At 46.2% G+C, this 13,347-nt stretch carries 17 protein-coding genes and 2 pseudogenes; 1 reads left to right on the top strand and 18 read right to left on the bottom strand.

Annotated elements, in window-relative coordinates:
- Positions 1-629: 629 nt before the first annotated feature.
- The 7 genes and pseudogenes from AC1BI1_RS14705 to AC1BI1_RS14675 form a co-directional block, all read right to left on the bottom strand.
- Positions 630-1,031, bottom strand: coding sequence for a hypothetical protein (locus AC1BI1_RS14705; protein WP_476718057.1), 402 nt, complete (start codon positions 1,029-1,031; stop codon positions 630-632).
- Positions 1,032-1,060: 29 nt separating this feature from the next.
- Positions 1,061-1,402, bottom strand: a complete 342-nt coding sequence (locus tag AC1BI1_RS14700) for a hypothetical protein (protein ID WP_476718056.1) — start codon at positions 1,400-1,402, stop codon at positions 1,061-1,063.
- A gap of 45 nt (positions 1,403-1,447) precedes the next feature.
- Positions 1,448-1,606: a hypothetical protein gene (locus AC1BI1_RS14695; RefSeq protein ID WP_476718055.1), complete on the bottom strand. Its 159-nt coding sequence runs from the start codon at positions 1,604-1,606 to the stop codon at positions 1,448-1,450.
- Positions 1,607-1,933: 327 nt separating this feature from the next.
- Positions 1,934-2,107: pseudogene (locus AC1BI1_RS14690) on the bottom strand (SpoVR family protein); the annotation flags it as partial.
- A gap of 203 nt (positions 2,108-2,310) precedes the next feature.
- Positions 2,311-3,456 (bottom strand): sporulation protein YhbH, encoded by a 1,146-nt coding sequence (gene yhbH / locus AC1BI1_RS14685; protein ID WP_476718054.1) that lies wholly within the window; start codon positions 3,454-3,456, stop codon positions 2,311-2,313.
- 14 nt (positions 3,457-3,470) lie between these two features.
- A pseudogene (locus tag AC1BI1_RS14680) lies at positions 3,471-4,601 on the bottom strand (protein prkA); the annotation flags it as partial.
- Positions 4,592-6,163 (bottom strand): recombinase family protein, encoded by a 1,572-nt coding sequence (locus tag AC1BI1_RS14675; RefSeq protein ID WP_476718053.1) that lies wholly within the window; start codon positions 6,161-6,163, stop codon positions 4,592-4,594. The pseudogene AC1BI1_RS14680 and the gene AC1BI1_RS14675, both read right to left, overlap by 10 nt.
- A gap of 93 nt (positions 6,164-6,256) precedes the next feature.
- Here AC1BI1_RS14675 and AC1BI1_RS14670 point away from each other — a divergent pair, with 93 nt between their 5' ends.
- On the top strand, positions 6,257-6,406 hold the full coding sequence (locus AC1BI1_RS14670; protein ID WP_476718052.1) for a hypothetical protein: 150 nt from the start codon (positions 6,257-6,259) through the stop codon (positions 6,404-6,406).
- A 5-nt stretch (positions 6,407-6,411) separates the two neighbouring features.
- Here the strand turns inward: AC1BI1_RS14670 and AC1BI1_RS14665 are convergent, their stop codons facing one another.
- From AC1BI1_RS14665 to AC1BI1_RS14615, 11 genes are all read right to left on the bottom strand, one after another.
- Positions 6,412-6,828, bottom strand: coding sequence for a hypothetical protein (locus AC1BI1_RS14665; RefSeq protein ID WP_476718051.1), 417 nt, complete (start codon positions 6,826-6,828; stop codon positions 6,412-6,414).
- A gap of 7 nt (positions 6,829-6,835) precedes the next feature.
- Positions 6,836-7,231, bottom strand: a complete 396-nt coding sequence (locus AC1BI1_RS14660) for a hypothetical protein (RefSeq protein ID WP_476718050.1) — start codon at positions 7,229-7,231, stop codon at positions 6,836-6,838.
- 24 nt (positions 7,232-7,255) lie between these two features.
- Positions 7,256-8,350: a hypothetical protein gene (locus AC1BI1_RS14655; protein WP_476718049.1), complete on the bottom strand. Its 1,095-nt coding sequence runs from the start codon at positions 8,348-8,350 to the stop codon at positions 7,256-7,258.
- Positions 8,351-8,825: 475 nt separating this feature from the next.
- The gene (locus AC1BI1_RS14650; RefSeq protein WP_476718048.1) at positions 8,826-9,203 is read right to left on the bottom strand and encodes a hypothetical protein; all 378 of its coding nucleotides are present in this window, start codon (positions 9,201-9,203) and stop codon (positions 8,826-8,828) included.
- Between the two features lie 27 nt (positions 9,204-9,230).
- Positions 9,231-9,665 carry a hypothetical protein gene (locus AC1BI1_RS14645; RefSeq protein ID WP_476718047.1) on the bottom strand — a complete coding sequence of 145 codons (435 nt, stop codon included), beginning with the start codon at positions 9,663-9,665 and terminating at the stop codon, positions 9,231-9,233.
- Positions 9,666-9,722: 57 nt separating this feature from the next.
- Positions 9,723-10,370, bottom strand: coding sequence for a hypothetical protein (locus AC1BI1_RS14640; protein WP_476718046.1), 648 nt, complete (start codon positions 10,368-10,370; stop codon positions 9,723-9,725).
- The gene (locus AC1BI1_RS14635) at positions 10,370-10,723 is read right to left on the bottom strand and encodes a hypothetical protein (protein WP_476718045.1); all 354 of its coding nucleotides are present in this window, start codon (positions 10,721-10,723) and stop codon (positions 10,370-10,372) included. The genes AC1BI1_RS14640 and AC1BI1_RS14635 overlap by 1 nt, the downstream gene beginning before the upstream one ends.
- Before the next feature lie 5 nt (positions 10,724-10,728).
- On the bottom strand, positions 10,729-11,085 hold the full coding sequence (locus AC1BI1_RS14630; RefSeq protein ID WP_476718044.1) for a hypothetical protein: 357 nt from the start codon (positions 11,083-11,085) through the stop codon (positions 10,729-10,731).
- Positions 11,086-11,286: 201 nt separating this feature from the next.
- Positions 11,287-11,550, bottom strand: a complete 264-nt coding sequence (locus AC1BI1_RS14625; protein ID WP_476718043.1) for a hypothetical protein — start codon at positions 11,548-11,550, stop codon at positions 11,287-11,289.
- Positions 11,550-12,002, bottom strand: a complete 453-nt coding sequence (locus AC1BI1_RS14620) for a hypothetical protein (protein WP_476718042.1) — start codon at positions 12,000-12,002, stop codon at positions 11,550-11,552. The genes AC1BI1_RS14625 and AC1BI1_RS14620 overlap by 1 nt, the downstream gene beginning before the upstream one ends.
- Positions 12,003-12,022: 20 nt before the next feature.
- Positions 12,023-13,060, bottom strand: coding sequence for a hypothetical protein (locus AC1BI1_RS14615; RefSeq protein WP_476718041.1), 1,038 nt, complete (start codon positions 13,058-13,060; stop codon positions 12,023-12,025).
- Positions 13,061-13,347 lie beyond the last annotated feature (287 nt).

Raw genomic sequence — 13,347 nt, 5'->3', positions numbered from 1 at the left:
TCGGTGAAACGGTATTCCATTTCAGCACGGGCCTGTAAGGGCACCGCAGTCAGGATGAGAATGGCGGCCAGAAGGCCAAAGATAAGTTTTTTGAGCATGAAAAAATCCCTCCCCAAAGAAATAAAATTAGCGGGAAGTACGTGGGATCTCCCGCCTGTTTACTTATTTTGGTCTAAACCGTGCAAATTAGGCCAGAACCAATCAAATTTGCCATTTTTGCTCCCACAAACGTCGGTTTGTTTGTATTGACTCACCAACAAACAGCAAACCTCAGTTTGACTTCCCGAGAAAAATGGGAATAATAGAATATAAAGAGAACACTGATCAGAGTGGCGATGGTGGCCCCGCCAGCCAGGGGCGAAACCCTTGAGACTGCGGCTACAGTCTCAAGGGTTTAGTATTTTAATCCCTCACGGCAATGGCAATGATAGCTACCACCAAAGCCAGAAAGGTGAGTATGAGCTCGATGATCTGCAGCCATTCAGTTGCATTCATCGGCCCCACCCCCCTTCAATTAAGCTCCCAGGGCGGCAGGGCCGTTTCTCCGATCAGCGTTCCTAGAAGATGATTTTACCTTACCTGTCGAGATTTGCCAAGCAAAATTCTCGCCGCAATTCCTTTATAAGTGGTTATTGTCCCCCCTTTTTCCGCGCCAGCCACACTCCCGCCCCCAGCCCCATCCAGCTCCCAACGAAGGCCAGGGCAAGCGCCGCCAGCCAGCAAACCGGCCACTTCGGCTCCAGGCCCGCGAACCATGCCACGACTGGTGCCAACCACGCCCCGGCCATGGAAAGCCAGAGGAGGACGGGCGTGTTGCCAATGCGACCCCCGGCCACCCAACCCGCTGGCAATCCCGCAAGGAACAAGGAGAGCATAATTCCAAGCAACAGGGCCGCGGCCTGTCTTTCTACCCCCGCTGAGGCTACAGCTGCCTTCAGGTTAGCCAGCCAGAGTCCTCCCGCGAAGGACGCCGTACCGACCGCCACCATCCCGAGGGCATTTTCGCTTTTCTCTTTCCAAAAGCCGCTCATAGCGCCTTCTTCCTTCCCACCGCATAGGGTCATAATCTTTGCATCAGCGTGAGAATTACACCTGCAAACCCGACGATCAGGGTGATCACTGCACCTATGGCCCAGAATTTTATGTTATCTACCCTATCTTGGACTAAGTCTACCCTGTCTTGGAGCCTGTCTAGCCTATCCTGAACCCTATCAATCTTCTCCTCCACCCTGTCAATCCGAGTAGACAGCTTAAGGTCCACTTCTTTTATCTCCCTGGACAACTTCTCGTCCAGCCTGTCTATCCGCTGGAGGAGGAAGAAAAACTCCGGGGATGTCAGTCTGTTTGGCGGCTCGTTCGTCGCCGCAACCTCTTTTAATGCTTCCTCCGGCACGGCACTCACCTGCCTTCACCTCCATTCTAGCCAAAGGTTGCCAGGATAGCAAGCTTATTTCAGTTTCCTCGTCCTTAAGGTTGTTATTCCGCACCAGTAGTCCGACGGCCTGCGGCCCCACCTTTTGCAAGCTAGGCGTTTAGCTTGGGTGGAGTTCTTGGCCTCTACCACCAACTTCCTACCTGCCAGGTCTCGCACCTCGTATATAGCCATTGTGGATACCCCCTTTTTTTCGGCCTTCGGCCTATGGCCTTCCGGCCTTGGCCGCAAAACACAGCCGCCCGGGCGGGCGGCAAGGGTCGCCGAAGGCGAGGCCGAGGAATAGCGGACCGGGCGCTAGCCCGGGAGCATATGCCGCAGGCCCTTGCCCTTGCCAGCCCCGGCCCAGGGCGGTAGTAAAATAATGAGGCAGCCGGAAGGCTTATGGGACGCCCTTAAAAAATAACGGCGCGGGGTAAAACCGCGCTGTCATATGATATAATAGTCTCAACCAACCTAAATTCTGGTAAAAAATGTTTTGTTCTTTTATGGTAAGTTTAGCTTGCCGAAGCTCCAGTGGGCAAAGCGAGTGGGCATGCCATAGGCGCCAAAGGTGTAAACTACATCCGCTGGGCAAAGTTCAAAGCAAACAGGAAAAAAGTCCAATCCAAATTTTTTGGCCTGCGCAGCAATATCCCCAATGGCCTGTTCCAGTGTGGCTAAATCCCGATTCATCCCTCTTCTCCCTTCCTACTCAAAAACTATATTCTTTCCAACAAACCATAACCGTAACAGCGATAATTGCCCCGGGCGGGAGTTTACACCGGTCCGGGGCAATTTACTATCAACTCCTTATCTGGATTATCTACTGTTAAGTGGATGTTCCAGCACCTTAAAGTGATAGTAGGTCAGCGACCCTCATAAGTATACCACCCAACCTATGCTTCTGCTCCCTTCTTACTGAAAAACTGCTTTAAGGCAGGATAGACATCACTTTTATCTTTGATAGTGACCGTGACCAAACGGGTATCATTTATCTTTTTAAAGACATTCATCAAGGTGCTGGTCCGATAGTAAGGGTTAACTATTTCTCCATAGCCAAATTGGTTGACCAGCGGGAGAATTTTTTGCACCAACTCCAGGCAAATTTCATTATCCGAGGGCAGGTTGTCGCCGTCTGAGAAATGAAAGGGATAAATATTATAGTCAGCAGGAGGATAACGGTTTTCAATAAGTTCTAAAGCCAAGCGGTAAGCTGAAGAACAGCGGGTACCACCGCTTTCCCCTTTAGCAAAAAATTCCTCCTCAGTTACTTCTCTGGCCTGGGTATGGTGGGCGATAAAGACAATTTCTACCTGCTCATATTTGCTACGCAAGAAGCGCACCATCCAGAAGAAGAAAGTACGTGCAATATATTTTTCATAAGTGCCCATGGACCCAGAAGTATCCATCATGGCCAATACTATGGCGCTAGTCTCCTGCCGGACCTTTTCCTCCCACGTCTTAAAACGTAAGTCCTCCGGAGCAAAGCCACCTATGCGCGGGACGCCTTGCTTGGCATTTCGCTTTAGATTTTCTAAAAGAGTTCGCTTTTTGTCTAGGTTTCCCATCAGCCCTGCGCGCCTTACCTCACGAAATTCACAAGTAGGTGTTAAAAGTTTGGGCTTCTTTTTTTCCTTGAGATGAGGTAATTCTAAATCCTGGAAAAGAAGGCTCTCAATTTCTTCCAGGGTTATTTCCGCCTCATAATAATCCACACCAGGTTGGTCCCCTGCTCCCGGGCCCTTGCCTCCGACCTTATCTCCTTCTCGGGCTATCACGGTCCCCTTAGCCGTGCCACCGCTACCCTGGCCAGTATACCGCCCCTGGTTAAGATTAAAACGAAAGCGGTATTCCTCCATACTCCGAATAGGGACTCGTACCACTTTATTGCCGCCAGCCATAATAATGCTTTCTTCAGTAATGATTTGAGGTAAGTTTTTTTTAATAGCTTCGTTAACTTTTTCCTGGTGACGTTGCTGATCCAAATATCCCTTGCGGTGTAGCGACCAATCCTCCCGAGAAATAATAAAGTCAACCTGCACAATCTCACCTTCCTTTAACGGTTGAGAAGGCTACCCACATATTTCAAAAGTTCATTAGCACAGATGGTGCAATAACCGTTCTGGGAGATGAGACGGTCGATTACCGCATTTATTCGCCTCAGTTGTTCCGGATCAGGGTTCCGGGTAGAAGTGGTTATTTTGACAATATCCCTCATGTCGGCAAAAAGTTTTTTTTCAATGGCTTCCCGCAATCTTTCATGGGAGTTGTAATCAAACTGTTTTCCTTTCCGCGCATAGGAAGAAAGCCTGATAAGTATTTCTTCCCGAAAAGCCCTTTTAGCATTTTCTGTAACCCCAATTTGTTCTTCTATAGAACGCATTAACTTCTCATCTGGGTCGAGTTCTTCATCAGTAATGGGATCCCTAACTTTGGTGTGGTTGACATAGGCTTCCACATTGTCCAGGTAATTATTAAAAAGAGCCCGAGCTGATTCTTCATAGGAATAAACAAAGGCCCTTTGGATCTCTTTTTTGGCCACTTCATCATATTCTTGCCGGGCAAGGGCAATATAGTTGATCAGTTTCTCCTTTTCCTCTTTATTAACCGAAGGTAACTGGTCCAGGCCCTCCTTTAAGGCCCGCAGGATGTCTAGGGCGTTAATACAGCGGGTATCAGAAGTGATCAACGCGCTGGCAATGCGGTTTACCACATAGCGAGGATCAACGCCGCTCATACCCTCGTCCTCTGCCTCGCTCATGAGTTCTGCCACATCCTTCTGTTTGAATCCCTCTACATCTTCCCCGTCATAAAGCTTCATCTTCTTTATCAAATCCATACCTTGTTTCTTAGATTCTTTTAATCGGGAAAGAATAGAAAACACAGCCGCCGCCCACAGGGCATAAGGTGCAATATGCACATCAATATCGGCCTGGCGGATAAGTTTCTGGTAAATCTTTACTTCTTCGCTCACCTTGAGGTTATAAGGTATGGGAATCACCCACAGGCGGGATCGTAAAGCCTCATTTTTAGGGTTGCTGATAAAAGCCCGGTACTCCGCCTCGTTGGTATGGGCTATAATCAGCTCGTCGGCCGAGATCAGGGCAAAACGTCCTGCTTTGAAGTTACCCTCCTGGGAAAGACTCAACAAGTTGTAGAGAAATTTCTCGTCGCATTTTAGCATTTCCTATTATTCTTAGACCCATACAATTCTTTTTCTCCCGGCCTAGGTCCAAACCTGTACTGAATAAGCACCTTAGACCCACGCTTCCCATTTTCTTCTACAGTATAAACGTCAATCCGCTTAACCAGTGCCTGAATAACTTCCGCCTTTTCTTCTTCGGTAATAGTTTCTAACCGTTCTGCAAGTTCTTCCATAAGCACCTGGACATTAAGTATTTCCGTTTCCAACTGTTGAGCAGCCTGTTGCTTACCGAAAAGAAAGTCCCGCCTCGCTGCCAGAACCTCAATTTCTCTGGCGAGGTTCTGAAGTTCTGCTTCTGCTTCCTGGTCCGTAATAATGCCACGAGCGCAGAGAGAAAGCACCTTGCCTCTGGCCGCCTGCTTTTCCAGGATACTCTTTTCCAGAACCGCGAGTTCTTCTCTTACCGGACCCATCTCTTGCTTATTTTCAACAATCTTTGCTTCCATGATTTCTTTAATTTTGCCCGGCTCCTTGGCAAATTCCAGTATGTCCTGCCAGACAGCATCCTCGATATCCTTCGCCCGGATTAGTTTAGCGTTGCACTGTCGGCCAGCGCCGGCATTAATAACTCCAGTGCAGCGATAATAAACCCGCCCCTCTTTGCTCATACCCGAACTGCCCACCATTCGCCGGCCACAGTTGCCACAGAAAATAAGTCCTCGGAGCAAATAGTTACGCCCCCGGCTTCCCCGGGCGGCGTCGGCGTTTTCTATGAGCTTGGCCTGGGCGGCAACAAAGTCCTGGTCGGAAACTATGGCCGGTACTGGTATTTCAATAGTATCCTTCCTACGTTTAGACCGTTTTAAGTAGGTATAGGTCCCCGTATACGCCTCGGTCCGGAGGATAATAGAGATATGGCCGGCGTGCCACTTTCCAGTACTCTTATTTTTCGTCCGCTTGGACTTAGCGGGAGTAGGGATGCCGCGGGCATTGAGGTATTTGGCGATATCAATTGTACTCATACCCTCAAGGTAGAGCCGGAATATCAGCCGGACCGTCTCAGCCTCATCCTCGTAGACCTCCAAGGCTCCATCGTCCCCGATCCGATAACCAAAAGGCGGCATTCCGGTAACCCATTTGCCCTGCCGAGCTTTCCGGTCCTTCCCCATCTGGGTACGTTCTAGGATGGTATCCCGCTCCAATGCTGCAATACTGGCCAGGAGGGTCATGAAAAACTTCCCGGTTGGGGTTCCAGTATCGAAGGCCTCAGTCATACTCTTGAGGGCAATACCTTGTTTCTCAAGAAGATCATATATGTCCAAAACATGCTTTACGCTTCGGGCTAGGCGGTCTAGCCTATAAACGTAAAGCACCTGGAATTTCCCAGCCTGGGCGTCGGCCACCAGACGGGCGCCGGCTGGCCGGTCTAGCAGAGCTACTGTCCCTGATACTCCCTCATCAAGGTAGAACTCCCATTCAGTTATTCCAGCCTCTGCTCCGTGTAACTCCAAGTACTTTTTTGCATATTGGACCTGCCCTTCGATTGTACCCTTCTCCGCTTGCTCTTCCGAGGATACACGGCAGTATATTGCAGCTTTGGCCATACAAGGTCCTCCCGGTTCCATCTTATGCCAGTAGTGGGACAACTTATCACCTGAATATATTATAACAGGTTGCCGGGAGGGGGTCTGCAGCTAATGGAAATTGAAAGAGTATATTCAGACGACCCGGCCGATTGGGAGGCTGTTGCAGAGTTTCTTATCAAATTCGCCTTGAAAGTTTTAGGCTATAAAAACAAAATCCCCCGGCCCATACCGGGGAGTAACCTGGAGTTTAAAAAGTCCTGAGTATATTACATTATTTGAGGCAGATTTAAATAATTAGCGATTGTATTGTATAGAAACTTCCCCACTGGTGCTACATCTCTAATAACTTCTATCGTCGTTTTGACTATACTAAGAGCCTTTGTAATTTGACTGAGCTTACTATTCTTTTCTTCCTCTTTTTGGGCTTGGAAATACCCATTTAGTAAATCCGTCAAGTTTAGAACTGCCGAGTATAATTCTGGAACTTTAATAGCTTCTCTTATGGCTTGGGCTATTTCGGGTGAATGTTGTTGTATAATAGATAGGTTCTGATTAATCCTTTCTTCAATACCTGGCCCGCAGGAACTAATGCCAACTTGAAGTTGGTTTATACTTGCTCCTGATAGATCAAAATAAACCTTAGTTCCCCCGTCTTCCTTAACGCACTTAGTATATCTAGACAAACTCTTGTCAGTTATTGGTAAGGAAATATTCCACTTCGTTTCTGGGGGAAAACAACGTTTCGTGGAGAAAGAAGTTTTTTTTTACGAATTCCTTATACTGAGGAGCAACGGCAAACACTGGAAATATCATATCAGGAAATACTTGTTGTTCACCACATTCCATACAATCGATGAGGCTAGGTATAACATCTTTCGCTTCATACATTCCGCATTCGCGAAAACAGTTAGGGCATACTACTCTCCAATACAACAATAACTTTCCTTCTTGAACTAACTCCAATAGGTGCCTAAAGGTAGTTTCTAGATTTAAATTCGTCGCTTTTGCTACAGCAGTAGGATGAAAGGATTTTATAGGGGTATCGGCACAAGCTTCTACCCATTGTTCGACAATCCATTTTTCCATAGAATCCCCCTCCTACTGCTTTATCTATATCCGAAAAATACATTTTCGGACTGTCTCAATCGCTCTCTCGGTAGCAGGAGTAACAAAAAATATCGTGTTTGTCGTTACCCCCACTTTAATAGTATAATGAACTTCAACTCCGTTCTCAAGTACAGGAAAACTTATATAACCTCCTTGATGCTGCAGGTATGGCTGTACCACATTAAACAAAGGCCTCTCCCTTAAATCGGCATCTTTTGCTGACATAACAAGCCTATTCAGGCCCGCTAATACTATTGCGGTAAATGGAACCTTTAAGTACTCTTCTGTTAAATTATCTCTATATTCTCTTAAGGCATTCTCAATGCCGCTCAACTCTCCTGATATAAAATATTCATCTATGCTAAAAAGTATCTTGATTATCGCTTGAACTTGTTCTGCTGTAAGGTCTTCAAATAATTCTTCTGGTATAGCAGTTGTCTCAAGCAATTTCCCCCTTAAACTGTCAGCCAATTTTTCAATTTCATTTCCAAACGGCGTCAAGATGTTTTTCCTTTCTAAAGGAACTATAATCCCTTCTAGTAACCTCTCCAAAAATAAAGCAATTTTTCTTGCACTAGAGTGGTCGGCCCTAATTTCAATAAAACCTTCATCTTCATTGATGATCACAGTATCTATGGAAGGTATTTCAATCACTCCAGGGAACATGCCCATAATTTTTTTAACTCCACTTTTATAAACCACTCGTAACAAACAGCTTGTTTTCTCATCGTTATTAAAAGCGAACCCACCAATAATTTTAGGCTGCGTAGGTAACTCTTTTAAGTCAGGAATTCTGACTTCAGTTAAGGGGTTGAAACCTATTATATTTGAGATGATTTCCAGGATATTTATCTCTTTATGCTCTTTAATTAATGGATACCATGCAATTGAGGTTTTGCCAGCAAACAAATAAGGCCCGCCAATTTTTTCTACTATTTGCCAAACATCAGGAGCAATTTGACATTTATCAAAAATCTGTGCTGCTAAATTAGCTTGATTATCGCCTTCCACACCGATTTCTTTAGCAATGCCTTTCAAAATATCTTTAGGTAGCCTAACCAAATCTGAAGGGAAAACAATTTCTCTTGGTTTTAACATGAGGACACCTCAGCTGGCTTTTATTAATTATTTGTTTGAGATTAATTGGTTATTACTGCACTAAAGCAAGAAATTCCTCTTAGTTGCTTTTAAAACTTATCGACAAATTTGTTAAAAAAACGACATTGCATAAATGACTCCCTTAGGCTCCTCGGCCCAGGAGCTTCTTGCTTGACAATTTTAGTACTAGAAGGGAATATGCTTGCTTTCTTAAAAGTGTCAAGCTGGTTTCAGTAATTCACCTGTTTTTGTCAAGTAACTTAATCCTTCCACCTTCGTAACCCACACTCTGAATAATATACCGCGCACCCTGCATCCTCCAGGTGGATGCCGCAGTCGGGGCAGTGAGCAGGCTCGGCCAGGCCGGCGGAGAACCATTCCCGAGCAGTGTCGACGTCCACGGTGACCAGCTCGCCAGTATAAAAATCCCCCAGCTCATCGCCGGGGAGCAACCCGGGAGCGGACAAAGCATGTTTTAAAAATAGTTCAGCCGGACCTGCTGGAGTCTAGCAACTCTCTCGTTTATTCTTACCTTGTCGAGGATACTCCATAAAAGCCACTGAAACCATTCCCCTTCGCTTGTTTTATTCAAGATCTCAAACAACTTAGCCCGTTTATCGTTTAGCATAATATGTTCTTCCTGGCTGCTGACCAGCAAAGGTCCATGATGCTTTCCTAGAGCTGCTAAGGCATTTTCCACTAAGCATTCTATATCGTACCTAGTGGCCGTCAAATAGTAAGGCGTGCCCTTGTGGCGTACATAGAAGCCCCCTGGAAATTGGGGATCATATTCAACTACAAAGCAACCCCTATTTCTTGCACTCACCTTTGGCCAATCTACTTTTAACCGCAAGCCCACCATTCCTCCTTCACCGTATATTTAGCCACATATATTAGGCATAACGTTATCACTATTTTCCGCATCATCCTGATAATCTTTTAGAGCTGTCCGAAGCTCCCGACAAAAAGCATCATAACGTCTAGCAAGGCCAGGAGACATTTCCTCCCGCTTAATCAAAATAAAGCTGCGGCCATAAATCTTAACTCTCCTGGCTGCCCAAATGGCCGTATGCCGGTAGAATAAGGAAGCCGGGACCAACTCATATCCGGTAATCTGACAAACTTTTTGGATAGCGGTATAAAGCCTATGGGCGGTATATCTCTGTGCCCAGTGGGAAAACCATTGCATGGTCTGCACTCCGGAGGGATTATGATACAGCCATTTAAAGGGGCTTACCTGCGGCTTAGCTAATTCAAGAGTCAGTTCAACCGCTTTATCTATCAACTTTTCCTCTGCATATTGATTTCGTGACATATATTCCCATTCCTTCCATTTATACCGTTTGGCACAAGGGCCTCCTGGGTATTTAAGCTAAAGAGCCAGCTTCTCTTCGGCATCAAAATCATCCTCTTCCGGTGGTAGATCCCTGCCTTCTCTTATCTCCTCTATCTTGTCCAAGAATCTACTAAACTGCCGCTCGTTTTGAGGGAATTCCACCGCCCGTATAATGGCATGGGTGTCGTACATCCCGGTCTCAAATATCTCTTCTGCTATAGGTTTGGGCAGGAACTTGCGCCGCAAGAACTTTTCGCCCTGATAATCGTAAATATCGTAAATAAAACCTCCTGCGGTTTTACGACAGTCCACCAGGATGTTGGTAAGAAGGCGCATACGGCTATCCAGGTTACGTATGTTGGGGGTAGCCATGAAAAGACTGGCGTTTAGCTTCCGAAGGTAAAAGAAAAACTGGGTCATATAGATATTACCGCCCTTATGGAAAAGTCTCGCGTCAAGGTTTACGTGGGCTTCGTCTAACAGAACTATACTAGCCTCAGAACGGGCTACGTTATAGAAATCTCGATAGCTACTTAGGGGTTTGGCTCCTTTGAGACCGTAGTTAGCGTAAAGGTCCACATGAATGCCGGCTTTCCTGGCCCTGGTGGCAAAATACAGGGCGAGTACGCTCATCCCAAAGGTCTTTCCCTCGCCCAAATTGCCCTGGAAAACCCATACGTACATTATTTATCACCGCCAAAAACTTTGGACAGCCTGACTTTACCGGTGACAAAGCCTCCCAATGTCATCTTCTCTATAACCTCTATAAAGATATTGGGTGGGGTAATCTCCTTGGCCATCTTCGTTACCGTATCTATAATGGGTTCATATATTTTGTTCTTCCGGTGGAGCTGTAGGGTCCTCAAAAGAGCCACTGCCGCAACCTGTCGCTCCGATAAGGGGGTCCCATGTTTTTCCATGAAGCGTAGGGTCTCCACCAGGTCCCCCTTGGACGACGCAAAGAGCTCGCTAGCTATAATGTCTTGTAGAGTGCGCCCACTACTTCCTACGCCGGTTCCACTAGCTTGCTCGTTCATTTATTTCACCCCCGCAATAAGAAAATAGTAATAATCAGGGCCCCTAGCATAACGTAAAACTGGATATTGGCTGCCCTGGCAGTGCTCCCATAATCGAACAGATTTCGGAGGACCACCGACCTTTCCAGCCGGGCAATATTTTCGCTTTCGGCCAAGTAGGTACCTTGGTATCCGTAAACAAAAGCCCTCCCACCGCCGGGGAAGTACCTCACCTGCGCGTCTGCCTTGGGTAGCATTAATCCCCCACCGCTGACAGATTCTTCATCTTCCTCCTCTACAGGGATGGTCCGTATTTCTCGCTCGTTCATGAGGATTATAATGTCGTAACTTTGTCTCTTTCTCCTACCTATGGCGAATGCCATTCCCCACTCCTCCTTGAGTGAACCTGTAATATAGCCAGATCGCGGGAAGGAGAACTACAGCTATACCCGCTGTAATCCCGGCTGCTGCTTGAAAAAAGAACTGGAATACCAAGGCGGGACACCTCCTAAATTTCATGATAAGCGCGGAAAAATTTAGTGCAATGAACATTATCTGAAGGAGGGGGTTATCACAAAGACGGGTTACCACCACTTGGCTCCTTCTTTCAAAGCCAGGTAAATAGAATATACCTTTCTTACCACCAGAACACTAAGCAATAAAAACGCGCTTGCTACGATAGAACTTATTAGTGTTCTCCATTGCCATCCCAGGAGAGACACCGGACCCAAGAAATAATCAAGATTAAGCCCCCTGGCGGCCACTAGCGACATGCCTTCCAAGGTGTCCCTAGCGGTCCTTAAAATATCAATTACCGGCTGGAATATACTATCTATAATCCCCTGCATTACTTCTCTCCCCCGGCAATCTTAATGAAGGCATAAGCCGTCATAAGCCATACAAATACGGCCATGATAAGAGCTATAGTGGAAAATCCAGTGCCATTTAGGAGGTTTACCACTTGGTTCCAACCTTCCCGATAGGCTTCCGGTAAAACATAGTAAGTAGTGCTCCCGGAAAAGGCGAGAAGGCCGTAGAAGGTGTTGAAGACACCATAAACTATGCTTATCAAGACTTTAAACAACCCATAAATTACTTGAAGAACCCAGATTACTACCAAGAAAGCCATGGAAAGTGTGTATAGAATCCATTGAAATACATTAATGATCGGAGTAAGTATAAATACTAGCGCTTCTTTTAAGGCGTTAAAAAAACTGTTTAAAACTCCGCCAAGCCAAGTAAAAAGAGAAGAAATCGCGTTGGCTAGGTTTTGTATTAGGCTCTGAAAAAATTCGTACATACCTTATCCCACCCTCCTGTTTACAAAGGCGGTTCCGGCTGAAGAGGTGGATCGCGTTGTAAAGGTGCATCCCGTACTATCGGTTCCTCTCTCTGTAATGGCGTATCTCGCTGGATAACAGGATCTCTGGAGAGGGGACTATCTCTCACTACTGGATCCCTGGAAAGGGGATTATCCCTCACTACCGGATCTCTGGGCAAAGGTTCATCCCTTACTACTGGGTCTTTTTGTAACGGTTGTTCTCTAATTGCCGGCTCCCTTTCTAAAGGCGTATCCTTAGTTATGGGCTGGTCCCTCTGGACAGGAGGCTCATGCTCCATAACAGTTGGCGCAGGTATGGGGGGTAAGGGGCCAGGTGAAGGTTCCTCCGGTGGCATCTGTGGTAAATATTGGTCTCTATTATACTGGTATGGTGTTGTATATGGAGGTTCTGGCATGTTGGGGTAAGGATTAAAATAGGGCGTGCTTGGGTTTACAGTTATTGTATTTGCTGTGCGAGGAGTTGAAAGATAGGTATATATATCGTTAAGCTTGCCCTTTATAGCCGAAAGGTGGCTATTTACTGTATCAAGTTTATCATTAACTGTATCTAACCTTGAATTTACTCCCTGTAATTCATTAACGGCTTGATTAAGCTGACTGTTTATACTGGATAAGTAATTCCCTATTACTACTAACTGGCTAACCATAGTTCCACTATTTTCAATCAATGTATTTAGTTGCCCTGTTATCGTATTTAATTGGGATTTTATGTTCTGAAGTTCGGTTAACACTGGATCACTTGAAGGGGGAGGAGGTGGAGGGGGCTCTCCCCCACCTCCCCCAATAATTCCGCTCCCACTCACAGGAGCAGGATATAAGACCGTTATCCCATTAGTGTTGGATACGCTTTCATACCAAAAGTACCTGTCTCCCGAAATGTCTCCTGAAGTTAATACTAATTTAGCGGCGTATGTTCCCGCGGGCGGAGTATCACTATATGGTGGGGTGGTAGTATTGGGATCAATGGTGCGGGTTCCGATTAAATTCCCCTGGTAATCAAAATACTTTATGGCCAATTGGTCTCCTGATTGTACTAGCCAGCTTACTGACACACCAGTTAGATATATTCCTGGATCACTAGCAAGCGGAGGATCCCCATGGTAGGTACCCGCGAGCATATATCTATCTTCAACAGTTGTATTGGGTGAACTCGTATAGATGTAAGCCGGAGAACTAGCACTGATTGTATCGGCATAAGCCATATCAAAAGGTAGAGTAAAAAGCAGTATAATGGACCCAGAAAACTAGACACGAAAAATGGGGGTCCTAAGCGTCAGAATGGGTACTAGGAAACAATATCCAG

The organism is Thermanaeromonas sp. DSM 22490 (assembly GCF_056378755.1).
Note: the sequence above shows the minus strand (reverse complement) of the source record. Positions and strands in the feature narration are given on the sequence as shown.